Source organism: Pseudomonas sp. ACN5, assembly GCF_002303975.1.
In the GTDB taxonomy this organism is placed as follows: Bacteria; Pseudomonadota; Gammaproteobacteria; order Pseudomonadales; family Pseudomonadaceae; genus Aquipseudomonas; species Aquipseudomonas laurylsulfatiphila.
The window spans coordinates 317,844-340,664 of record NZ_MRCP01000001.1 but is presented as its reverse complement, the minus strand read 5'-3'; the positions used below and the strand labels follow the sequence as shown (position 1 = coordinate 340,664).

24 protein-coding genes are annotated in these 22,821 nt (G+C 60.0%); 3 read left to right on the top strand and 21 right to left on the bottom strand.

Annotation, left to right across the window (positions count from 1 at the left end; all coding sequences use genetic code 11):
• The first annotated feature begins 109 nt into the window (after positions 1-109).
• Positions 110-1,684 (top strand): flagellar hook-length control protein FliK, encoded by a 1,575-nt coding sequence (locus BSF40_RS01650; protein WP_095963866.1) that lies wholly within the window; start codon positions 110-112, stop codon positions 1,682-1,684.
• Positions 1,681-2,010: an EscU/YscU/HrcU family type III secretion system export apparatus switch protein gene (locus BSF40_RS01645; protein WP_095963865.1), complete on the top strand. Its 330-nt coding sequence runs from the start codon at positions 1,681-1,683 to the stop codon at positions 2,008-2,010. Before BSF40_RS01650 ends, BSF40_RS01645 begins: the two co-directional genes overlap by 4 nt.
• Before the next feature lie 282 nt (positions 2,011-2,292).
• Here the strand turns inward: BSF40_RS01645 and BSF40_RS01635 are convergent, their stop codons facing one another.
• On the bottom strand, positions 2,293-3,213 hold the full coding sequence (locus BSF40_RS01635; protein WP_095963864.1) for an EamA family transporter: 921 nt from the start codon (positions 3,211-3,213) through the stop codon (positions 2,293-2,295).
• 463 nt (positions 3,214-3,676) lie between these two features.
• Between BSF40_RS01635 and BSF40_RS01630 the strand changes: the two genes are divergently transcribed.
• Positions 3,677-3,985, top strand: coding sequence for an EscU/YscU/HrcU family type III secretion system export apparatus switch protein (locus tag BSF40_RS01630; RefSeq protein WP_095963863.1), 309 nt, complete (start codon positions 3,677-3,679; stop codon positions 3,983-3,985).
• A gap of 188 nt (positions 3,986-4,173) precedes the next feature.
• Here the strand turns inward: BSF40_RS01630 and BSF40_RS01620 are convergent, their stop codons facing one another.
• The 20 genes from BSF40_RS01620 to fliN all read right to left on the bottom strand — a co-directional run bounded on the left by BSF40_RS01620 (position 4,174) and on the right by fliN (position 22,767).
• Positions 4,174-4,566: a DUF2802 domain-containing protein gene (locus tag BSF40_RS01620; protein WP_095963862.1), complete on the bottom strand. Its 393-nt coding sequence runs from the start codon at positions 4,564-4,566 to the stop codon at positions 4,174-4,176.
• Positions 4,567-5,052: a chemotaxis protein CheW gene (locus BSF40_RS01615; RefSeq protein ID WP_007980742.1), complete on the bottom strand. Its 486-nt coding sequence runs from the start codon at positions 5,050-5,052 to the stop codon at positions 4,567-4,569.
• 73 nt (positions 5,053-5,125) lie between these two features.
• Positions 5,126-6,046 carry a CheW domain-containing protein gene (locus BSF40_RS01610; RefSeq protein ID WP_095964054.1) on the bottom strand — a complete coding sequence of 307 codons (921 nt, stop codon included), beginning with the start codon at positions 6,044-6,046 and terminating at the stop codon, positions 5,126-5,128.
• A 126-nt stretch (positions 6,047-6,172) separates the two neighbouring features.
• Positions 6,173-6,961 (bottom strand): ParA family protein, encoded by a 789-nt coding sequence (locus BSF40_RS01605; RefSeq protein ID WP_007980740.1) that lies wholly within the window; start codon positions 6,959-6,961, stop codon positions 6,173-6,175.
• A 43-nt stretch (positions 6,962-7,004) separates the two neighbouring features.
• Positions 7,005-7,895 (bottom strand): flagellar motor protein MotD, encoded by an 891-nt coding sequence (gene motD, locus BSF40_RS01600; protein WP_007980739.1) that lies wholly within the window; start codon positions 7,893-7,895, stop codon positions 7,005-7,007.
• A gap of 15 nt (positions 7,896-7,910) precedes the next feature.
• Positions 7,911-8,651, bottom strand: coding sequence for a flagellar motor protein (locus BSF40_RS01595; RefSeq protein ID WP_007980738.1), 741 nt, complete (start codon positions 8,649-8,651; stop codon positions 7,911-7,913).
• The gene (locus BSF40_RS01590) at positions 8,651-9,781 is read right to left on the bottom strand and encodes a chemotaxis response regulator protein-glutamate methylesterase (RefSeq protein ID WP_095963861.1); all 1,131 of its coding nucleotides are present in this window, start codon (positions 9,779-9,781) and stop codon (positions 8,651-8,653) included. The genes BSF40_RS01595 and BSF40_RS01590 overlap by 1 nt, the downstream gene beginning before the upstream one ends.
• A gap of 48 nt (positions 9,782-9,829) precedes the next feature.
• Entirely contained in the window at positions 9,830-12,115 is a 2,286-nt protein-coding gene (locus BSF40_RS01585; protein WP_095963860.1) for a chemotaxis protein CheA, read from the bottom strand.
• Positions 12,116-12,162: 47 nt separating this feature from the next.
• A complete protein-coding gene (locus BSF40_RS01580; protein ID WP_095963859.1) occupies positions 12,163-12,951 on the bottom strand; it encodes a protein phosphatase CheZ in 789 nt (262 codons plus the stop codon).
• Positions 12,952-12,972: 21 nt separating this feature from the next.
• Positions 12,973-13,344, bottom strand: coding sequence for a chemotaxis response regulator CheY (locus BSF40_RS01575; protein WP_003183998.1), 372 nt, complete (start codon positions 13,342-13,344; stop codon positions 12,973-12,975).
• A 167-nt stretch (positions 13,345-13,511) separates the two neighbouring features.
• Positions 13,512-14,252, bottom strand: a complete 741-nt coding sequence (fliA, locus tag BSF40_RS01570) for an RNA polymerase sigma factor FliA (protein WP_007975362.1) — start codon at positions 14,250-14,252, stop codon at positions 13,512-13,514.
• Complete coding sequence (fleN, locus tag BSF40_RS01565; protein ID WP_007975361.1) at positions 14,249-15,079, bottom strand: flagellar synthesis regulator FleN; 831 nt, start codon at positions 15,077-15,079, stop codon at positions 14,249-14,251. The genes fliA and fleN overlap by 4 nt, the downstream gene beginning before the upstream one ends.
• 117 nt (positions 15,080-15,196) lie before the next feature.
• On the bottom strand, positions 15,197-16,525 hold the full coding sequence (flhF, locus tag BSF40_RS01560; protein WP_095963858.1) for a flagellar biosynthesis protein FlhF: 1,329 nt from the start codon (positions 16,523-16,525) through the stop codon (positions 15,197-15,199).
• Positions 16,526-16,536: 11 nt separating this feature from the next.
• Positions 16,537-18,666, bottom strand: a complete 2,130-nt coding sequence (gene flhA / locus BSF40_RS01555) for a flagellar biosynthesis protein FlhA (RefSeq protein ID WP_015096235.1) — start codon at positions 18,664-18,666, stop codon at positions 16,537-16,539.
• Positions 18,667-18,908: 242 nt separating this feature from the next.
• Positions 18,909-20,048 carry a flagellar biosynthesis protein FlhB gene (gene flhB / locus BSF40_RS01550; protein ID WP_095963857.1) on the bottom strand — a complete coding sequence of 380 codons (1,140 nt, stop codon included), beginning with the start codon at positions 20,046-20,048 and terminating at the stop codon, positions 18,909-18,911.
• Between the two features lie 3 nt (positions 20,049-20,051).
• Positions 20,052-20,837, bottom strand: coding sequence for a flagellar biosynthetic protein FliR (gene fliR, locus BSF40_RS01545; protein WP_095963856.1), 786 nt, complete (start codon positions 20,835-20,837; stop codon positions 20,052-20,054).
• 3 nt (positions 20,838-20,840) lie between these two features.
• The gene (gene fliQ / locus BSF40_RS01540) at positions 20,841-21,110 is read right to left on the bottom strand and encodes a flagellar biosynthesis protein FliQ (RefSeq protein ID WP_007975354.1); all 270 of its coding nucleotides are present in this window, start codon (positions 21,108-21,110) and stop codon (positions 20,841-20,843) included.
• Positions 21,107-21,865: a flagellar type III secretion system pore protein FliP gene (gene fliP, locus BSF40_RS01535; RefSeq protein WP_008052881.1), complete on the bottom strand. Its 759-nt coding sequence runs from the start codon at positions 21,863-21,865 to the stop codon at positions 21,107-21,109. The genes fliQ and fliP overlap by 4 nt, the downstream gene beginning before the upstream one ends.
• Positions 21,865-22,320, bottom strand: coding sequence for a flagellar biosynthetic protein FliO (gene fliO, locus BSF40_RS01530; protein ID WP_095963855.1), 456 nt, complete (start codon positions 22,318-22,320; stop codon positions 21,865-21,867). Before fliO ends, fliP begins: the two co-directional genes overlap by 1 nt.
• Positions 22,321-22,767 carry a flagellar motor switch protein FliN gene (fliN, locus tag BSF40_RS01525; RefSeq protein WP_095963854.1) on the bottom strand — a complete coding sequence of 149 codons (447 nt, stop codon included), beginning with the start codon at positions 22,765-22,767 and terminating at the stop codon, positions 22,321-22,323.
• Between the last annotated feature and the right edge of the window lie 54 nt (positions 22,768-22,821).

Here is a 22,821-nt window from a genome sequence, read left to right as displayed (position 1 = left end):
CTGCGTCAAACAATTGCAAAGTTTTCGCCATTTTTGGATACAACGGCGCGGCATTATACATGCCAGGCCCTACTCTAAAGAGTGCATTTTCCTCAGGTTGTGACCGCGTATGACAGGCGAAATGAACATCCTCCCGCTGCCGCAGGCCCTCCCGGCGACCTCACGCCCGCAGGTGCTCAGTGGTGAACTGCTCAAGTTGCTGACACCGGTGGAGGGGTTGATCAGCGTCGGTCAAACCGCCCAGGCCGAAGTGTTGTCGCTCAAGCAGGCGGACCAGACTTTCCAGATGCTGCTCAAGGTCACCCTCGACAGCGGCCGCCAGACCACGGTCCAGACCACCAGCAATCAACCGCTGGCCCAGGGCACCACGCTGGTCGTCACCCAGTCCTCGGCCGGCAACCTGGCCGTGACGGTGCAACAGGCCATCGCCTCCAGCGTCGCCACCCTCACCCGCCTCGACACCGCGCAACTGCCGGTCGGCACCCTACTGCAGGGCAAGGTGCTGACCTCGCAAGTGCTGCCGCAAGTGCCCGGCCAGCCCCTGGTGTTTCGCTCAATGGTGAGCCTGCTCAACACCGCACTGAGCGGCAGCACCCTGAACATCGACAGTCCGCAGCCCTTGCGCATCGGCACCTTGTTGAGCGCGCAGGTGCAAGACAGCCAGACATTGAAATTCGTACCCCTGAGCAGCCGCCAGGAACAACTGGCGGTCACCCGGCAACTGGTCGATCAGCAAAGCCGCCAAGGCTCGCTGGATGGCTTGCTCCAGCGCCTGCAGAACCTTGCGCCCTCGGACCAGACCTCCACCGAACTGCGCAGCGCCGCTGCCCGGTTGCTCGCCGGCCTGCCGGATGTCCAGCAACTGAGCACCCCCAAAGGCCTGGCCCTGGCGCTGGCCAGCAGTGGTGCATTCCTCGAAAGCAAACTGCTGAACGGGCAAAACCCGACACTCGCACCGGACATGAAAGGCGACCTGCTCAAACTGGTTGCGCAGTTGAGCCAGGGCTTGCCGGCCAACACCAGCCTCGGCGCGATCATCGCCGCCAACACCCTGGCCCAGGCCATGCCGAATTTTGTCCGCAATGCCTTGGGCATGCTCGGCCAGGTCAGCGCCAAACCGACGCCGGGCGGCTTCCCGCTGCCCGACCGCCTGCTGCAAAGCGCCGAGGGCGAAAACGACCTCGAACACCTGCTACGTCTGGCCGCCGCTGCGGTTTCGCGCCTGCAAAGCCATCAGCTGTCGAGCCTGGAACAAACCGGCGTCACCGCCGACGGACGGCTGATGAGCACCTGGCAGCTGGAAATCCCGATGCGCAACCTGCAGGACATCGTGCCCTTGCAGGTCAAGTTCCAGCGCGAGGACGCCGCCGAGAAAGAACAACCAAAAGAACGTCGCGAACAAGGCGAACCCAAGCAACAGCTGTGGCGAGTCGAACTGGCCTTCGCCATGGAGCCCTTGGGCCCCCTGCAAATCCAGGCGCAACTGATCAAGGGCAGCCTCTCCAGCCAGCTCTGGGCCGAACGGCCGTACACCGCCAGCCTGATCGAAAGCAATCTGGCCGGGCTGCGTGATCGCCTGCTGGCCGCCGGCCTGAACGTCGGCGACCTGGACTGCCACCTCGGCACACCGCCCCAAGGCCCACAAACCCGCCTCGAACAACGCTGGGTCGACGAAACCGCATGAAAAACCCCAACGCCCCACGCCAGGCCATCGCCCTCAAATACGACGGCACCCACGCCCCCACCCTCACCGCCAAGGGCGACGAAGAACTGGCGGAAGAAATCCTGCGGATCGCCCGCGACTGCGAAGTGCCGATCTACGAAAATGCCGAGTTGGTGAGGCTGCTGGCGCGCATGGAACTGGGGGACAGCATTCCACAGGAGCTGTATCTGACGATTGCCGAGATCATTGCGTTTGCGTGGAGCTTGAAGGGGAAGTTTCCAGCGGGACAGGACCCGGATGCGCCGATGGTGGAGAAGGATGTGACAGATCGTGGGGACGACTATTGATCAACACTGAGAAACACTCAACAACGGAGACCAGCACATACCCCCTCGTACCTATTGAATACCATTACTTACTGCTAACAGAAAACCTGCCTGCGTAAAACATCGACACTTCCTCTGAAAGAAAACCATCTAAAGCGGCTCTCGCAAGCACATCTCCCAAACCCGTCTCGAATTTAAAGCCATGCCCGGAGCATGCAGAAACATAAAAAACGCCGGGCAAACTTACTGATCCAAAGCGAAGTACTTCCAACAACGCCCAGGCCAATTACGACGATTTTGTATTTATTTTTCATCTTGCCCTCCACCACCACAAAAACACAGTTTTTTGAGAATTGGTTCGAACACAACTACTAACAGCCCAATGATTACGACTAAAAGAGCCATTACAGTTATTGGAGAAGCAGCTTGCTTGTAAATTATCGTCGCCACAAAAAACTGCGTAAGTGGCAATACAAACTGGGACAAGCCCATAGACATTACAGAAAGCCTTTTAGCTGAAAACGAAAACAGCGCTAACGGAACAATAGATACAACACCACAACTAAAAACAAGAAGCGTGCGCCACAAACCAAAATCATCAGGAATCGCCATGCCGAGATCTGAAAATATAAAAAACAAAGTACAAAAAAAAGAAAGCACAAGAGACTCTAACAACAAGCCACTAAAAACATTCAAAGATGTCATTTTTTTCAGGCACGAATAAAAGCCCCAAGCCAGACCGATACCTAGATAAACTCTTATATCAAGATCATTACTCAACACGAAAAGACTCACCACACTGATCAGCATCATCAACACGGCCACGGCTTTGAACACGGTGACTGGCTCTTTGTAAACAACGATACCCATCGCGATACTTAAAATTGGCGCCACCAGGTAACCGAGACTGCTTTCAAGTACCCGACCATGGACAGATGCCCATATGAACGTCCCCCAGTTGATCGCTATCAGTATGGCTGCAACGGCATGTAAAATTAGTAGCCTAATGTTAAGTTTAGCAAAAAGCGGTCTTAGCTCCCGACCAGCGTACACGACAAGAAACACCGTCAGCAAAGACAAGTAAACCCTATAGCTGAGCAACGCCAACGCACTCAACGACCCAATATACCTCCAAAAAACTGAAGACAACCCCAATAGCACGTTCGCCAATACCCCACTGAGCGCGCCGATAAAAAAATGTCGACCTCTATTTGAAGGCAGCATCCCTCTACCTTTCCCACAAAGTTATTTCAATTATTTCATACGACCATATTATTTTGCCATCCTCGTGCATACTGCAATAGGCTTCACCCTTCCTTGTCCAATTCATTACTTCATCCACCAAAAGGTTTTGTATCCGCGCCCATTCTTCTGCCGCCACCCATATAACCAGCGTCCAGAATATAAATTCTACTCATCCAACCCTTTTCTTTATCGATTACTTTTGAACACCCCTTGCCAACAAAATTTAAAGAATTGTGTTTCCACCTGTCAACGCACAAACGACAAGTCCATTGCCATCAAAACAAACAAGTCGTTAAAACACAGATTAAGATGTAGGAATATTCATACTTCATCCTGTAGGACTTAGTTGGCCGCGACGGTCTATTCAGGACTTCTTAAAGTAGGACTAGGATTCCCTGAAAAGGAAAACTTTTGAATCATTCTGCAACACTCAAAGTGACGTATTTTATCTATCAATCGATTAGTTATCTGGCAAACCGTCCCTACCTTCCCCGCCAAGGGCGACGAAGAACTGGCGGAGGAAATCCTACGGATCGCCTGCAACTGCGAAGTGCCGATCTACGAAAATGCCGAGTTTGTGCGACTGCTGGCGCGCATGGAGCTGGGGGACAGCATTGCGCAGGAGCTGTATCTGACGATTGCCGAGATCATTGCGTTTGCATGGAGCTTGAAGGGGAAATTTCCAGCGGGACAGGACCCGGATGCGCCGATGGTCGAGAAGGAGATCACCGAACGCGGGGATGATTATTGAAGTTTCGAGGACACCTTCGCGGGCAAGCCCGCTCCCACAGGGGGCAGAGGTGGCCCCGGTTTTTGTGAACGACTCCGAACCCTTGTAGGAGCGAGCCTGCTCGCGATGGACTCAAGTGCGACGCGTTTATTCAGAATGCGCGCGTTATCGTTGACGTCCATCGCGAGCAGGCTCGCTCCTACAGGTAACTAGTTCTTGTGCACTTTGCTCATCAACTCCGCCTCAGCCTGGGTCAAGCCGCAGGACTGGGTGAGTTCGTCGACGCTGGCGCCCATCCCGACCAGTCGCGCTGCCTGGGCAAACGACAGGCTGGTCGGGTCGCGCTGTTCCAGCTGCGCCAGTTTGTCCGGCAACGGCGCAACGATCGCCCGCAGTTCATGCAGGTCTTCGCCCATGCGCACGTTGCCGTTCTGGTAGTTGTCAACGCGTTTGCCCAGGTCCTTGATGCGCTGGTCGCGCTGCGCATCGCTCTGGGCCTGTTGCGCGGCGATCTGCTTCTGGGCGCGAATGTACCCCAGGAACATCGCCAGCGTGCCTGCCCAGAACAGGAACAGGACAATGACCGCAACCTCGAGAATCAATCAGATACTCTCCAGTTCCGACCATTCTTCTTCGCTCATCATCTTGTCCAGCTCGACCAGGATGAGCAATTCGTTGTTCTTGTTGCACACGCCTTGAATGAACTTGGCGGACTCTTCGTTACCCACGTTCGGCGCGGTTTCGATTTCCGACTGACGCAGGTAAACCACTTCGGCCACGCTGTCGACCATGATCCCGACCACCTGCTTGTCGGCTTCGATGATGACGATACGGGTGTTGTCGCTGATCTCGGCATTCATCAGGCCGAAGCGCTGACGGGTGTCGATCACGGTGACGACGTTACCGCGCAGGTTGATGATGCCCAGCACGTAGCTCGGGGCACCCGGGACCGGAGCGATTTCGGTGTAGCGCAGGACTTCCTGGACGCGCATCACGTTGATGCCGTAGGTCTCGTTGTCCAGCTTGAAGGTGACCCATTGCAGGATCGGATCTTCGGAACCTTTTGCCGCCGTTGCCTTGTCATTCATACCCTGACCCCTCAAGAAACCGCCCTGGCGGTGTGTGTTCCGTGCAACGCCATCGAGTGACGTCGCCTGTTGTTTATTTAATGTTTGTCGGTTTGTGGTTCGGCGTGCTGCCGGACATGTGCTTTGCCCCGCCACTGGCGATCAACTCCGCCAGGGAGGCCACGTCGAGCAAGGCGCACATGTGCTCAATCACCGTGCCGGCCAGCCATGGCCGCTGACCCCGGTGGCTTCTCCATTTGATTTCATTCGGGTCCAGTCGCAATGAGCGGCTGACCTGATGCACCGCCAGGCCCCATTCATAACCCTGGACCGAAATCACGTATTGCAGGCCCTGTTTGAAGTCGTCGCGGTAACGGTCGGGCATGACCCAACACGCGGTATCGAGCACCTTGAGGTTGCCGGCCTGGCTCGGCAGGATGCCCAGGAACCACTCCGGCTGGCCGAACAACGGCGTCAGCTCGTGACCGGCCAGGGAATAGATCGACCCCAGGCACACCAGCGGCACTGCCAGGGTCAAGCCGGCGACATCGAACAACAGGCATTCGAAAGGCTCGGCGGCCCAGGACGGACGACCCTCGGTGTCCACCGGTGGCGGCGTATTGCTTGGTGGCAGATGCACTTCGACGACGGGCGGTACCAGGGTTTGCGGCACTTCGACAGCGACTGGTTGCGCTTCAACAGGTGGCGGTACCAAGACTTGCAGCAGCGGAGCGATGGTCGAAACGGACGCCATGACCGGCGCCGGGGCTTCGATCACCGGCGCCTTGAACACTGGCGCTACGGATGCCGGCACCGGCGCGGCCGCCGCGGCATCACGGGCCTGCTCTTCGAGCACCGCTGCCTGGAATTCGTCCAGCACCGCTTCGGCGGCGATCTCCTCGACCACTTCCTCCGGGGGCAGCGCCAACTCTTCGGTCACTTCCTGCAGCAGGCTGTCCAGATACGACTGCAACGCCAGTTGCGGGCGCGATGTTGTCTTCAATGGCCGGTTCATCCGCACGCACCTGTAGGAGCGAGCTTGCTCGCGATGAACCTGAGAGCGCAACGGGGTGCCAGGTTTCCCGCGTCATCGTTGACGACCATCGCGAGCAGGCTCGCTCCTACAGGGATCGAGGTCATGTCACGCCACCTGCGCAACAAGTTGCGCTGCCAGCAGATGCTTGAGCAACGCACGGTAAGCGAGAACGCCACGGCTCTTGCCGTCGAACTGCGAAGGCGTCAGCCCGGCACGACTGGCATCGCGCAGGCGCGTGTCCACCGGGATATAGCCTTGCCAGATTTCGTCGGGGAATTTGTCGCGCAGCACGCGCAAGGTTCCGAGGGACGCCTGGGTGCGACGGTCAAACAGGGTCGGCACGATGGTGAAAGGCAGTGCCTGCTTGCGCGAGCGGTTGATCATCGCCAGGGTGTTGACCATGCGCTCCAGACCCTTGACCGCCAGGTGTTCGGTCTGCACCGGGATCACCAGTTGCTGGCTCGCCGCCAAGGCATTGACCATCAGCACGCCGAGCAAGGGCGGGCTGTCGATCACGGCGTAATCGAAGTCCTGCCACAGTTGCGCCAGGCTCTTGGCAATCACCAGGCCCAAACCACTCTGCCCCGGAGACTGGCGCTCGAGGGTGGCCAGCGCGGTGCTGGACGGCAACAGGGAAATGCGTTCGTCGCTGGTCGACAGCAACAGTTGACCCGGCAGGCCTTGTGGCACGTTGCCCTTGTGCAGGAACAGATCGTAGTTGCTGTGTTCCAGGCTGTCGGGGTCGTAGCCGAAGTAGCTGGTCATGGAGCCGTGGGGGTCGAGATCGACCACGACCACGCGCTTGCCCGCCTCGGCCAGCAACCCGGCTAAAGCGATGGAGGAAGTGGTTTTACCGACACCACCCTTTTGATTGGCGACTGCCCAGACTCTCATTCGGATTGTTCCTCCCGGTCGCACGGATCGACCGAGAAATAGCTCAACGTGTTAATGCGGGTGACGGAGAATTGACGGCGTTCTCTCGTACCGGCGACTTGACCGGGGTCGGTGCAGTTTGTGTGCCAGCACGCTTCAATGCGGCATCCGGTTGCGCATGGGCGGTTCCGGTGCCGGTCAGGCTGCGGCGAACATCGAGGTTGCGCGACACCACCAGCACCACGCGACGGTTGCGGGCGCGGCCTTCGGCGGTAGCGTTGTTGGCCACCGGCTGAAACTCGCCGTAGCCCACCGACGCCAGGCGACCGGGATTCACCCCTTGCATCGCCAGCATGCGCACGATGCTGGCCGAGCGCGCCGAGGACAGCTCCCAGTTAGTCGGGTACTGCGCGGTACGGATCGGTTGATCGTCGGTGAAGCCTTCGACATGAATCGGGTTGTCGAAGGGCTTCAGGATCGCTGCGACCTTGTCGATGATGTTGAACGCGATGTCGCTGGGCATGGCATCGCCGCTGCCGAACAACAGGCTGGAATTGAGCTCGATCTCGACCCACAGCTCGTTGCCGCGCACCGTCATCTGGTTGGAGCTGATCAGGTCACCGAACGCCGCGCTGATGTCGTCGGCGATGCTCTTGAGCGGATCGCTGGCGCCGGAGACACCGGCATCGACCTGGTCACTGTCCTTGACCAGCGGCTTGGCCGGGGTCACGGTCTTCGGCCGCTCGTCACCGATGGGGATCGGCTTGAGCGCACGATCGGAATCGGTGAAGACGCCGATCAGGGCTTCGGAAATGACCTTGTACTTGCCTTCGTTGATCGAAGAGATGGAGTACATCACCACGAAAAAGGCGAACAGCAAGGTGATGAAGTCGGCATAGGAAACAAGCCAGCGTTCATGGTTTACATGCTCTTCATGTTGGCGACGACGTGCCATGATCCATGTCTCCCATCAATCCATGAAGCCCTGAAGCTTCAACTCGATGGAACGAGGGTTTTCACCTTCGGCGATCGACAGCAGCCCTTCCAGCAACATTTCGCGATAACGCGATTGGCGCAGCGCGATGGCTTTGAGTTTGGCGGCAATCGGCAGCAGCACCAGGTTGGCACTGGCCACGCCGTAGATGGTGGCGACGAAGGCCACGGCGATGCCGTTACCCAGTTGCGACGGATCACCCAGGTTGCCCATGACGTGAATCAGGCCCATCACCGCACCGATGATGCCGATGGTCGGCGCGTAACCGCCCATGCTTTCGAAGACCTTGGCCGCTTCGATATCGCGGCTTTCCTGGGTGTAGAAATCCACTTCCAGAATGCTGCGGATCGCCTCCGGTTCGGCGCCGTCGACCAGCAGTTGCAGGCCTTTGCGGGCGTAATTGTCAGGCTCGGCGTCGGCGATACCTTCAAGACCCAGCAGGCCTTCCTTGCGGGCAGTCAGGCTCCAGTTCACCACGCGATCGATGCCACCGGCCAGGTCGACGCGAGGCGGGAACAGGATCCAGGCGAGGATCTGCATGGCGCGCTTGAAGGCGCTCATCGGTGATTGCAGCAGCGCCGCGCCAATGGTGCCACCGAGCACGATCAACGCTGCCGGACCGTTGGCCAGGGCGCCCAGATGACCGCCTTCAAGGTAATTGCCGCCGATGATGGCGACAAAGGCCATGATGATGCCGATCAGGCTTAGAACATCCATCAGATGCACGCCTCGACCAGGTGCTTGCCAATGTCGTCGAGGCTGTACACCGCGTCGGCCAGTTCAGCTTTTACAATGGCCATCGGCATGCCGTAGATCACGCAACTGGCTTCGTCCTGCGCCCAGATCGAACTGCCGCCCTGCTTGAGCAGGCGTGCGCCTTCACGGCCATCGGCGCCCATGCCGGTCAGGACCACCGCCAGAACTTTGTCACCGTAGGACTTGGCTGCCGAACCGAAGGTGATGTCCACGCACGGCTTGTAATTGAGGCGCTCGTCACCCGGGAGGATTTTCACCGCGCCGCGACCGTCGATCATCATCTGCTTGCCACCCGGCGCCAGCAGCGCCAGGCCCGGACGCAGGATGTCGCCATCCTCGGCTTCCTTGACGCTGATGCGGCAGAGCTTGTCCAGGCGCTCGGCGAAGGCCTTGGTGAAAGCGGCCGGCATGTGTTGAACCAGCACGATCGGGGCCGGGAAGTTGGCCGGCAATTGGGTCAACACCCGTTGCAGGGCCACCGGGCCGCCGGTGGACGTACCGATGGCCACCAGCTTGTAGTTTTTGCGTTTTGGCGCGGGCGACGCCGTAGCGGGTGCATGCGTACGCACCGGGATCGGTGCCGGCGCCGGACGCGCGGGCGCGCTGCTGGCAAAACTGCCCACGCTGGAAGGCACAGGCGTCGGCGCTGGCGCAGCGACAGGCGCCGGAGCACTGTAGTGACTGACACGACGATTACTGCGCGAGATGCTGAGAATCTTCTCGCACAGCAGTTGCTTGACCTTCTCGGGGTTGCGCGAAATGTCTTCGAAATTCTTCGGCAGGAAGTCCACTGCACCGGCATCCAGCGCATCGAGGGTGACCCGGGCGCCTTCATGGGTCAGTGAGGAGAACATCAGGACCGGGGTCGGGCAGCGCTGCATGATGTGCCGCACGGCCGTGATGCCGTCCATCATCGGCATCTCGTAGTCCATGGTGATCACGTCGGGCTTGAGGGCCAGCGCCTGATCGATCGCCTCTTTGCCGTTGGTCGCCGTGCCGACGACCTGGATATTGGAATCCGCTGAAAGAATTTCCGAGACGCGGCGGCGGAAAAACCCCGAATCGTCCACCACCAGGACTTTGACTGCCATAAACACTCCATTAGATGGAGCGAGGCCAGGCGCCCCGCTCCACCAGAATCAAATACGCCGGGTGGCGTAACGCTTGAGCATGCTCGGAACATCGAGAATCAGCGCGATGCGGCCGTCACCGGTGATGGTGGCGCCGGACATGCCCGGCGTTCCCTGGAGCATTTTGCCCAATGGCTTGATGACCACTTCTTCCTGGCCCACCAGTTGGTCGACGACAAAGCCGATCCGCTGTGTGCCCACCGAAAGGATCACCACATGGCCCTCGCGCTGCTCTTCGTGAGCGGCGGAGCTGACCAGCCAGCGTTTGAGGTAGAACAATGGCAACGCCTTGTCCCGCACGATCACCACTTCCTGGCCGTCCACGACGTTGGTGGTCGACAGGTCGAGGTGGAAGATCTCGTTGACGTTCACCAGCGGGAACGCAAACGCCTGATTGCCGAGCATGACCATCAGCGTCGGCATGATCGCCAGGGTCAGCGGCACCTTGATGACGATCTTCGACCCCTGGCCCTTGGCCGAGTAGATGTTGATCGAACCGTTGAGCTGGGAAATCTTGGTTTTCACCACGTCCATGCCCACGCCGCGACCCGACACGTCGGAGATCTCGGTCTTGGTCGAGAAACCCGGGGCGAAGATCAGGTTGTAGCACTCGGTGTCGCTCAGTCGATCGGCCGCGTCCTTGTCCATCACGCCGCGTTTCACCGCGATGGAACGCAGGACATTCGGGTCCATGCCTTTACCGTCATCGGAGATCGACAGCAGGATGTGATCGCCTTCCTGCTCGGCCGCCAGGATCACCTTGCCGCCACGGGCCTTGCCCGAGGCTTCGCGTTCTTGCGGCGACTCGATGCCGTGGTCGACGGCGTTGCGCACCAAGTGGACCAGCGGGTCGGCCAGGGCCTCGACGAGGTTCTTGTCGAGGTCGGTTTCTTCACCGACCAGCTCCAGGTTGATCTCTTTCTTGAGCTGGCGAGCCAGGTCACGAACCAGACGCGGGAAGCGCCCGAAGACTTTCTTGATCGGTTGCATCCGGGTCTTCATGACCGCGGTTTGCAGGTCGGCGGTGACCACGTCGAGGTTCGATACGGCCTTGGACATGGCTTCGTCGCCACTGTTGAGACCCAGACGGACCAGGCGGTTACGCACCAGCACCAGTTCGCCGACCATGTTCATGATCTCGTCCAGTCGCGCGGTATCGACCCGCACGGTGGTCTCGGCTTCGCTCGCCGGTTTTTCCGCCGGTGGCGCGGCCGGGGCGCGGGCAGCAGCCGGTGCAGCGGCGGCCGGGGCTTGGGCTTTTGGCTCGGGGGCCTTGGCCACAGGTTTGGGCGCCACAGCCTTGGCTGCCGGTGCCGCAACCGCAGCGTTCGAACCGTTGGCCGCCGTCGCGGTGCCGACTTCGCTGAACTTGCCCTTGCCATGCAATTCGTCGAGCAGCGCTTCGAACTCGTGATCGGAAATCAGATCGCTGCCAGCCGCCACCGCGCTTGGGGCAGCAGGTGCAGGCACCGAAGCAATGGCCGACTCCAGTGCCTCGACAGCAAAGTTGCCCTTGCCATGCAACTGGTCGAGCAGTGCTTCAAATTCGTCGTCCGTGATATCGGAACTGTCGCCCGACGCTTTCGGGGCTTCTGGCGCAGCCGGAGCCTGCGTAATCGCATCGACGGCAAACTGGCCTTTACCGTGCAACTGATCGAGCAACGACTCGAACTCGGCATCGGTGATTTCGTCGCTGGCAGCCGCATCGCTTGCAGGTGTCTCGCTTGCAGGTGCCTCTCTGACAGGTGCGTGGGAAACCGCCGGCGCCTCGGCCTGTGCCTTGACGGCATTGAGCGAGTCCAGCAATTGCTCGAATTCGTTATCGGTAATATCGCCTGAATCGGCTTCAGCCACCGGCGCTTCAACCACGGCGGCGACAGGTGCAGCAACCCCTTCGTCAGCCGATTGCGGCTCGGCCAGACGGGCCAGCGCCGCCAGCAGTTCAGGTGTCGCAGCCGTGATCGGGCTGCGCTCGCGGACTTCGCTGAACATGCCGTTCACCGCGTCCAGCGCTTCGAGAACCACGTCCATCAGTTCCGAGTCGACGCGACGCTCACCCTTGCGCAGGATGTCGAACACGTTCTCGGCGATGTGGCAGCACTCCACCAGTTCGTTGAGCTGGAGGAAGCCGGCGCCCCCTTTTACAGTGTGAAAACCGCGAAAAATTGCATTGAGCAAATCCGCATCATCCGGACGGCTTTCCAGCTCGACCAGTTGCTCGGACAGTTGCTCTAGAATCTCGCCGGCCTCAACCAGGAAATCCTGAAGGATCTCTTCATCGGCGCCGAAGCTCATCAGGGGGGTGCTCCTAACAGGTCTAAAAACCCAAAATACCTAAAATTCTAAAATCCCAGGCTGGATAGCAAATCGTCCACATCGTCCTGACCGGACACAACGTCTTCTCTTTTATCGGCATGAATCTGCGGACCTTCACCCTGAGAGAGATGTTTTTGTGGATCTTTTTCTGCAAGCATCGCTTCACGGTCATGCTCGATGCCCGCAAAGCGGTCCACCTGACTGGCCATCAGCACGAGCTTGAGCAGGTTGCTTTCAACTTCGGTGACCAGTTGGGTCACACGCTTGATCACTTGCCCCGTGAGGTCCTGGTAATCCTGGGCGAGCAGGATGTCGTTCAGGTTGCCCGATACCGCGCGATTGTCCGTGCCGCTGCGCGCCAGGAAGCCGTCGACCCGCCGGGCCAGTTCACGAAACTCTTCGGCACCGATTTCACGACGCATGAAGCGCCCCCAGTCCGTGCTCAAGGCCTGGGCTTCGTCCGCCAGGCTGTTGACCAGCGGCGTGGCATTTTCCACCAGATCCATGGTGCGGTTGGCCGCGGCCTCGGTCAGCTTGACCACATAGCCCAGGCGCTCGGTGGCGTCGGTGATCTGCGACACTTCTTCGGCTTGCGGCATGTGCGGGTCAATCTGGAAATTGACGATCGCGCTATGCAGTTCGCGAGTGAGCTTGCCCACTTCCTGATACAGGCCGCGGTCACGGGTCTGGTTGAGCTCATGGATCAATTGCACCGCGTCGCCGAACTTGCCTTTTTCAAGGCTCGCGACCAATTCGACGGCGTGTTTTTTCAGGGTCGATTCAAAGTCGCCCAATGAAGTTTCGTTATTGCCCATAGCTCCCCCGTGGCGCAGTCATCAACCGATGCGTTCGAAAATCTTCTCGATTTTTTCTTTCAACGCCTGGGCCGTGAAGGGCTTGACCACATAGCCGTTAACGCCGGCCTGGGCCGCTTCGATGATCTGCTCACGCTTGGCTTCAGCGGTCACCATCAGCACCGGCAGGTGCTTGAGCTTTTCATCGGCACGCACGTGACGCAGCAGATCGATGCCGGTCATGCCCGGCATGTTCCAGTCCGTTACCAGAAAGTCGATGCTTCCGCTGTTGAGCACCGGAATGGCGGTAGTGCCATCGTCGGCCTCGACGGTGTTGGTGAACCCAAGGTCACGCAGCAGGTTCTTGATGATCCGCCGCATCGTTGAGAAGTCATCAACGATGAGGATTTTCATGTTCTTGTCCAATTCGACCTCCAAGCAGTCTTAAACGCGCCCAGCACCTGGACGCGCCATTTCAATCAATCCGGCAAAGCACTCAATGACTGTCTGGAGCACAACAGATCGGGACCGGCGCAGTTCAACACCACACCCGCCTCTTTCGCAGTGTCCCCACACTGCCTTCAGCGCGCTCGCCACTCCCCCAAACGCCCCCGCAAACGGGCTGCGCACTGGCTGTGTAACTGGCTGACCCGCGATTCGCTGACCCCCAGGACCTCACCGATTTCCTTGAGGTTCAACTCTTCGTCGTAGTACAGCGCCAACACCAGTCGCTCACGCTCCGGCAAATTGGCAATCGCATCCGCCAGCGCAGCCTGGAAGCGTTCATCCTCCAGGTCGCGTGACGGCTCGGTATGAGCACTCGCGCCATCCTCGTGCAGCCCTTCGTGTTCGCCGTCCTGCAACAGATCGTCGAAACTGAATAACCGGCTGCCCAGGGTGTCGTTCAAAATTCCGTAGTAATCGTCGAGACTCAATTGGAGTTCGGCCGCAACTTCGTGATCTTTAGCGTCACGGCCGGTTTTCGCTTCAATCGAGCGAATGGCGTCGCTGACCATGCGCGTATTGCGGTGAACCGAACGTGGCGCCCAGTCCCCCTTGCGCACTTCATCGAGCATGGCGCCGCGGATTCGAATGCCCGCGTACGTCTCGAAACTGGCGCCTTTGCTGGCGTCATATTTGGTCGATACCTCAAGCAGGCCGATCATCCCGGCCTGGATCAGGTCTTCGACCTGGACACTGGCCGGCAAACGCGCCAGCAAGTGGTAGGCAATGCGTTTAACCAGCGGCGCGTAACGCTCGATCAGCTCGTACTGCGCATCCCGAGCCGATTTTTTGTAGAGGTTGTAACCGCTGGCTGTCATAGAACAGGTCCTGCTGTTTGCTGCACGAGACGCTCGACGAAAAACTCCAGGTGCCCGCGCGGGTTGGCAGGCAGCGGCCAGGTATCGACCTTCTGCGCGATGGCCTTGAACGCCAGCGAGCACTTGGAACGCGGGAAGGCCTCGTAGACGGCGCGCTGCTTCTGCACAGCCTTGCGCACGCTTTCGTCGTAGGGCACCGCGCCGACGTATTGTAGGGCGACGTCGAGGAAGCGATCCGTGACCTTGGTCAACTTGGCGAACAGGTTGCGCCCTTCCTGCGGGCTCTGGGCCATGTTGGCCAGGACGCGGAAGCGGTTCATGCCGTAGTCGCGATTGAGCAACTTGATCAAGGCGTAGGCATCGGTAATCGAGGTCGGCTCGTCGCACACCACCAGCAGCACTTCCTGGGCTGCGCGAACGAAGCTGACAACCGACTCACCAATGCCGGCAGCGGTGTCGATCACCAATACGTCGAGGTTGTCGCCGATATCACTGAAGGCCTGGATAAGGCCGGCGTGTTGCGCAGGACTCAGATGCACCATGCTCTGAGTGCCGGATGCGGCGGGAACGATACGGATGCCGCCTGGCCCCTGCAGCAGTACATCGCGCAGTTCGCAGCGGCCCTCGATCACGTCGGCCAGGGTACGTTTGGGTGTCAGTCCCAGCAGAACGTCGACGTTCGCCAGTCCCAGGTCGGCGTCCAGCAGCATGACGCGCCGGCCAAGCTCAGCCAAAGCCAGGGACAAGTTCACTGACACGTTAGTTTTCCCGACGCCACCTTTGCCGCCGGTCACCGCGATCACCTGTACAGGATGCATGCTGCCCATGTTATTTCTTTACCTTGTCTTGCATAGACGGAGGCCACATTACTGGCTGCGCGTTCACAAACGGAACAATGCATGGCAGACCATCGATGTAGGTACAAAAACTATTCATTAAATACCTCAGCCAACCTGCTTGGTCGGACTGTGGTAGATGTCAGCGAACATGTCAGCCATGGCTTCTTCGCTGGGTTCTTCCTGCATTTGCACACTGACGGCGCGACTGACCAACTGATGACGGCGCGGCAGATGGAGATCATCCGGAATCCGCGGGCCATCGGTCAGGTACGCCACTGGCAACTCATGACTGATGGCCAGGCTCAACACCTCGCCCAGGCTTGCCGTTTCATCCAGTTTAGTCAGGATGCAGCCGGCAAGCCCGCAACGCTTGTAACTGTGATAAGCGGCGGTTAGAACCTGTTTCTGGCTGGTGGTTGCCAGGACCAGATAATTTTTTGAGCGGATGCCACGACCGGCCAGGCTTTCGAGCTGCATGCGCAGGGCCGGGTCACTGGCCTGCAGGCCGGCGGTATCGATCAGCACCACGCGCTTGCGCAGCAATGGATCGAGCGCCTGCACCAGGGACTGGCCCGGATCGACGTGGGTCACCGGCACATTGAGAATGCGCCCCAGGGTCTTGAGTTGCTCCTGGGCACCGATGCGGAAGCTGTCCATGCTCACCAGCGCAATGTTCTGCGCGCCGTACTTGAGCACGTAACGGGCAGCCAGCTTCGCCAGGGTGGTGGTCTTGCCCATGCCGGCAGGGCCGACCATGGCGATGACTCCGCCCTCTTCCAGCGGTTCGACGTCCGGGGTAACGATCATGCGCGCCAGGTGCGCCAGCAACATGCGCCAGGCCTGACGAGGCTCCTGGATTTCGGTTATCAGTGCCAGCAGGTCGCGCGACAGCGGGCCGGACAGGCCAATGCGTTGCAGGCGACGCCAGAGGTTGGCCTGATCCGGACGGCTGCCTTGCAGCTGGTTCCAGGCCAGGGACCCGAGTTGTACTTCCATGAGTTCGCGCAGGCTGTTGAGCTCGAAGCGCATCGAGTCAAACGCACGCGGGTCCACGCCACCGGACGCTGGTACAGCAGCCGGTGCGGGGCGACGAGGTTGGTCATACGTAGGTTCGATCAGCGGCTCGGCTGCGGTGAGCGGCAAGCCGGCGAACAACTGGCGGTTGGTCGCATTGTCGCTCTCGCCATCGCCACGCAGGCTCAATTCGGCCTGGGCGGTGACGATCCGCGACTGAGTCTTGCGCAGCTCGTCTTCGAGCTCCATGTTCGGAACACGCGGCGCCAGCGCCGACAACTTGTAATCCAGCGCAGCCGTCAGCTCGACGCCCCCGGCAATCCGGCGGTTGCCGATAATGGCTGCATCAGCGCCCAGCTCATCGCGAACCAGCTTCATGGCCTGACGCATATCGGCGGCGAAAAAACGCTTAACTTGCATAAACCACTACCTCAGCCGTTGGGCCCTACTGTCGCAACGATGGTCACTTGCTTGTTGTCAGGGATTTCCTGGTAAGCCAACACGTGCAAACCCGGGACTGCGAGCCGGCCGAATCGCGAGAGCATCGCGCGAACCGGACCGGCCACCAGCAGAATCACCGGCTGACCTTGCATCTCCTGGCGCTGCGCCGCGTCGATCAGCGAGCGTTGCAGTTTCTCAGCCATGCTTGGCTCCAGCAGAACGCCCTCTTCCGAGCCTTGTCCTGCCTTTTGCAGACTATTGAGCAATATCTGTTCCAACCTTGGCTCCAGCGTGATAACTGGCAGCTGCGACTCAGTGCCTACAATGCTTTGGACGATTGCGCGGGAGACGCCAACCCGCACGGCAGCCACCAGCGCGGCGGTATCTTGACTCTTGGCGGCATTGTTGGCGATGGCCTCGGCAATGCTGCGGATATCGCGAACCGGCACTTGCTCGGCCAACAGCGCTTGCAGCACCTTGAGCAGTTGCGACAGCGAAACCACGCCCGGCACCAGCTCTTCCGCCAGTTTGGGCGAGCTTTTGGCCAGCAATTGCATGAGTTGCTGCACTTCTTCGTGACCGATCAGTTCACTGGAATGCTTGTAGAGTATCTGGTTCAAGTGGGTAGCCACTACTGTACTGGCATCGACCACCGTGTAACCGAGGGATTGCGCCTGGGCACGCTGGCTGATTTCAATCCAGACCGCCTCCAGGCCGAAAGCCGGATCTTTGGCGGTAATGCCGTTGAGCGTGCCGTAGACCTGCCCCGGGTTGATCGCCAGCTCGCGATCCGGGTAAATCTCCGCTTCCGCCAGGATCACCCCCATCAGGGTCAGGCGATAGGCACTTGGCGCCAGGTCGAGGTTGTCGCGGATATGCACGGTCGGCATCAGGAAGCCCAGATCCTGGGACAGCTTCTTGCGCACGCCCTTGATCCGCGCCAGCAGCTGGCCGCCCTGGTTGCGGTCCACCAGCGGAATCAGGCGATAGCCCACTTCCAGGCCGATCATGTCGATGGGCGTCACGTCATCCCAGCCAAGCTCCTTGGTTTCCTGGGCGCGGGCCGGCGACGGCAGCAGCTCCTGCTGGCGCTTGACCTCTTGCAGGGCCTGAACCTTGGCGACGTTCTGCTTTTTCCAGAACAGGTAGGCGCCACCGGCCGCCAGGGCCGCCATGCTCAGGAACGAGAAGTGCGGCATGCCAGGCACCAGGCCCATGACCGCCATCAAACCTGCCGCCACCGCCAGCGCCTTGGGCGAGGCGAACATCTGGCGATTGATCTGTTTGCCCATGTCCTCCGAACCGGACGCACGGGTCACCATGATCGCCGCTGCTGTCGATAACAACAGTGATGGCAATTGCGCCACCAAACCGTCACCGATGGTCAACAGCGCATACACCTTGCCGGCATCGCCGAAGGTCATGCCGTGCTGGAAGATACCGACCGCCATGCCGCCGATCAGGTTGATGAACAGGATCAACAGGCCGGCAATGGCGTCACCACGGACGAATTTGCTGGCACCGTCCATGGAACCGTAGAACTCGGCTTCCTGGGCGACTTCCGAGCGGCGGGCCTTGGCCTGGGCCTGATCGATCAGGCCGGCGTTGAGGTCGGCGTCGATCGCCATTTGCTTGCCGGGCATCGCATCGAGGGTGAACCGCGCGCTGACCTCGGAAATCCGCCCCGCACCCTTGGTCACCACGACGAAGTTGATGATCATCAGGATCGCGAAGACCACGATACCGACCACGTAGTTACCGCCGATCACCACCTCGCCGAACGCCTGGATCACCTTGCCGGCGGCCGCGTGACCGTCCTGGCCGTGGAGCATCACCACCCGCGTGGAGGCCACGTTCAATGCCAGGCGCAACAGCGTCGCCACCAGCAAAATGGTCGGAAACACCGCGAAATCCAGCGGGCGCAAGGCGTAGACGCACACCAGCAGCACGACGATGGACAGGGCAATGTTGAAGGTGAAGAACACGTCGAGCAGGAACGGCGGCACCGGCAACATCATCATCGCCAGCATGACCAGCAACAACAGCGGCACGCCCAGATTGCCCCGACTGAGGTCGGCAATGTTGCTGCGGGCACTGTTGATTAACTGAGAGCGATCCACCGGTTTTCCCCGTTCCTTTAAAGCAAACTTTTGACGCCTGAAGCAGGCGCAGGGCGGCTACTGCAAGAAGCTTTCCAACTTTTGCAAAGGGAGAAATAGAGTGTTTTTTCAGGGGGATATGTACTGCCTGGACTGGCCTCTTCGCGAGCAAGCCCGCTCCCACAGGAGTTCGCCGAACCTGTGGGAGCGGGCTTGCTCCGGGCGGCGTTCCGACGAAGGGGCCATCAGCGACAGCGCTAGACTCAGGAATCGCGGCGCAAATCCGGCGGAATCGGCAGGTCATCCTTGAGCGGATCAGGTCGTTTGCCCTTGCCCGCCCGGTACTGTCGAATCTGATAGACGTAGGCCAGTACCTGCGCGACCGCCAGATAGAGCCCGCCGGGGATTTCCTGCTCCAGTTCGGTGGAGTAATAAATCGAGCGCGCCAGCGCCGGTGACTCCAGCAGCAGGATCTCGTTGGCCGCGGCGATCTCGCGGATCTTCAGGGCCAGGAAGTCGGAGCCCTTGGCCAGCAACACCGGCGCACCGCCCTTCTCCGGGTCGTACTTGAGCGCCACGGCGTAGTGCGTCGGGTTGGTGATGACCACGTCAGCCTCGGGAATGGCGGCCATCATCCGCCGCTGGGACATCTCACGCTGCAGCTGTCGAATCCGCTGCTTGACCTCCGGCCGCCCCTCCTGATCCTTGTGCTCGTCGCGCACTTCCTGCTTGGTCATCTTCAGTTTCTTGATGCTTTCCCACAGCTGTATCGGCACATCCACGGCGGCGATAATGACCAGCCCGCAGGCCATCCACAGCGTGCTCCAGCCAACCACTTGCAGGCTGTGAACGATCGCCCGGTCCAGAGGCTCATGGGCGATGCGTAACAGGTCGTCGATATCCGCCGACAACACCACAAGGGCCACGAACAGCACGATGATGAACTTCGCCAGCGCCTTGAGCAGTTCGGCCACAGCCTTGCCCGAGAACATACGCTTGAGGCCGGCACCAGGGTTCATGCGGCTGAACTTCGGCGCCATGGTGCCGGCGGAGAACAGCCAACCTCCAAGGGAGATCGGCCCGATCAACGCCGCCAGGAGCAAGGTGATCATCACCGGCTGAATCGCCAGCAAGGCAATCTTTCCCGAGTGCAGCAGATAGGTTCCCATCGCGCGCTGATCCAGCACCACGTCGCGCGACAGGGAAAAGTTCAGGCGCATCAGGTCCATCATCTCCTGGGCAAGCGCCCCACCGAAGACCAACAGCGCACCGGCACCGGCGAGCATGATCGCCAGGGTGTTGAGTTCCTTGGAGCGGGCAATCTCACCCTTTTCACGGGCGTCCTTTTTCTTTTTCTCCGTGGGGTCTTCTGTTTTGTCCTGACCGCTTTCGCTCTCAGCCATGACTCAGCGCGCCTTTGCCAGTTCGCGTAAAAACTGCAGGGCCTCCGTGGCCAGCGGTTGATACTGATTAACGATGTCCGCCAGCCCGACCCAGACGATAAACAGCCCGAGCACCAGGGTCAGCGGGAAGCCGATGGAGAAGATGTTCAGCTGCGGTGCGGCGCGGGTCATCACGCCAAACGCGATGTTCACCACCAGCAGCGCGGTGATCGCCGGCAGCACCAGCAACAGCGCCGCGCCGAGCACCCAGCCGAGTTTGCCGGCCAGCTCCCAGAAATGATTGACCATCAAGCCGCTGCCGACGGGCAGCGTAGTGAAGCTTTCGGTGAGCACCTCGAACACCACCAGATGGCCGTTCATGGCCAGGAACATCAGTGTCACCAGCATGGTGAAGAACTGCCCGATCACCGCCACCGACACACCGTTGGCAGGGTCGACCATCGAGGCAAAGCCCATGCCCATCTGGATCGCGACAATCTGCCCCGCCACCACGAAAGCCTGGAAAAACAGCTGCAGGGAGAAGCCCAGTATCGCGCCGACAAGGATCTGCTCGGCAATCAGCAGCAGCCCGCTCAAATCCAGCGCGCTCACTGGCGGCATGGGTGGCAGGTTCGGGGCGATGACCACGGTGATGGCAAGGGCGAAATACAGTCGGATGCGCTTGGGTACCAGGGCGGTGCCGAACACCGGCATGACCATCAGCAAGGCTCCGATGCGGAACAGCGGCAACATGAACGTCGCTACCCAAGTGCTGATCTGGGTATCCGTCAACTGCAGCAGCGATGACATGGCTTAACCGATGACCTGCGGAATACTGCCGTACAACTGCTGGATGTATTCCATGAAGGTCTGCACCAGCCACGGCCCGGCAACGATCAGCGTCACCAGCATCACCAACAGACGCGGCAGGAAACTGAGGGTCTGTTCGTTGATCTGGGTGGCCGCCTGGAACATGGCCACCAACAGCCCCACCAGCAAACTTGGAATCACCAACACGGCCACCATCAACGTGGTCAGCCACAGCGCTTCACGAAAGATGTCGACCGCAACTTCCGGCGTCATGGCGACACACCACCAAAGCTGCTGGCCAGGGTGCCGATGATCAGCGCCCAGCCATCCACCAGCACGAACAACATGATCTTGAACGGCAGGGAAATGATCAGCGGCGAGAGCATCATCATACCCATGGCCATGAGCACACTGGCCACGACCAGGTCGATGATCAGGAACGGAATGAAGATCATGAAGCCGATCTGGAACGCCGTTTTCAGCTCGGAGGTCACAAAGGCCGGCACCAGGATGGTCAACGGCGCCTGATCCGGTGTCGCGATGTCAGTGCGCTTGGACAGGCGCATGAACAACTCCAGATCGCTGGTGCGGGTCTGGGCGAGCATGAAATTCTTGATCGGCACCTGCGCCTTGGCGACCGCATCCTGAGCCGTCAGTTTTTCCGCCAGATAGGGTTGCAAGGCGTCCTGGTTCACCCGGTCGAACACCGGCGCCATGATGAACAGGGTCAGGAACAGTGCCATGCCGGTGAGGATCTGGTTCGACGGCGTCTGCTGCAGACCCAGGGCCTGGCGCAGGATCGAGAAGACAATGATGATCCGGGTGAAGCTGGTCATCAGCATGACAAACGCCGGGATAAAACTCAGCGCGGTCATGATCAACAGGATTTGCAGGCTGACCGAGTATTCCTGCGCACCCTGCGCATTGGTGCCCAGGGTGATGGCCGGGATCGACAGCGGATCGGCGGCGAATGCCAGCGGTGCGGCCAGCATCAGGGTCAGCGTCAAGACGATGCGTAGCGCACCCATTACTTCTTATCCTTCTGATCTTTACCCAGCATCTCCAGCAGGCGCTGCGCAAACTCCGGCGTCGGCTTCTCGGTGCCCGGCACCTGCACCGGCTCCTTGAGGACGTGCAGCGCAGTGATGCTGCCTGGGCTCAGGCCAAGCAGAATCTGCTCGCTGCCGACCTGCACCAGCATCAGGCGGTCGCGCGGCCCCAGCGCGCGGGAGCCGACAATCTCGATCACCTGCCCCTTGCCGGCCGGACCGGCCTGCTGGACCCGACGCAGCAGCCAGGCGAGGAAGAAGATCAACCCCAGCACCAGCAGCAAGCCGAACACCAACTGCGTCAGCTGCCCTGCCACACCACTGCTCACCGCTGGCGCAGCAGCCGTGGTCGCCGTAGCGACCGGCTCGGCCGCCAGCACGCTGAACGGCATGGCCAGCGCGCTCCCCAGCACAACCCCGAGAAACTTTTTCACTCAGCGCAGCTTCTTGATGCGTTCGCTTGGGCTGATCACGTCCGTCAGGCGGATGCCGAACTTCTCGTTGACCACCACCACTTCGCCATGGGCGATGAGCGTGCCGTTGACCAGCACGTCCAGCGGCTCGCCGGCCAGGCGATCCAGCTCGATCACCGAGCCCTGGTTCAGTTGCAGCAGGTTACGGATGTTGATGTCGGTGCTGCCCACCTCCATGGAAATCGACACCGGGATATCGAGGATCACGTCCAGGTTCGGGCCTTCGAGGCTCACCGGATCGTTGTTTTTCGGCACGCTGCCGAACTCTTCCATTGGCAGGCGGTTGGACGCGGAATTGGCGGAATCGGCGGCAAGCAATGCGTCGATGTCGGCCTGCCCGGCATCACCGGTTTCTTCCAGGGCCGCGGCCCACTCATCGGCCAGGGCCTGGTCGTCTTGCGTGTTCATAATGTCAGTGTCCTCGGCGAGCAAAAGTTCAGAATTCGGTTAGTCGCGAATGGG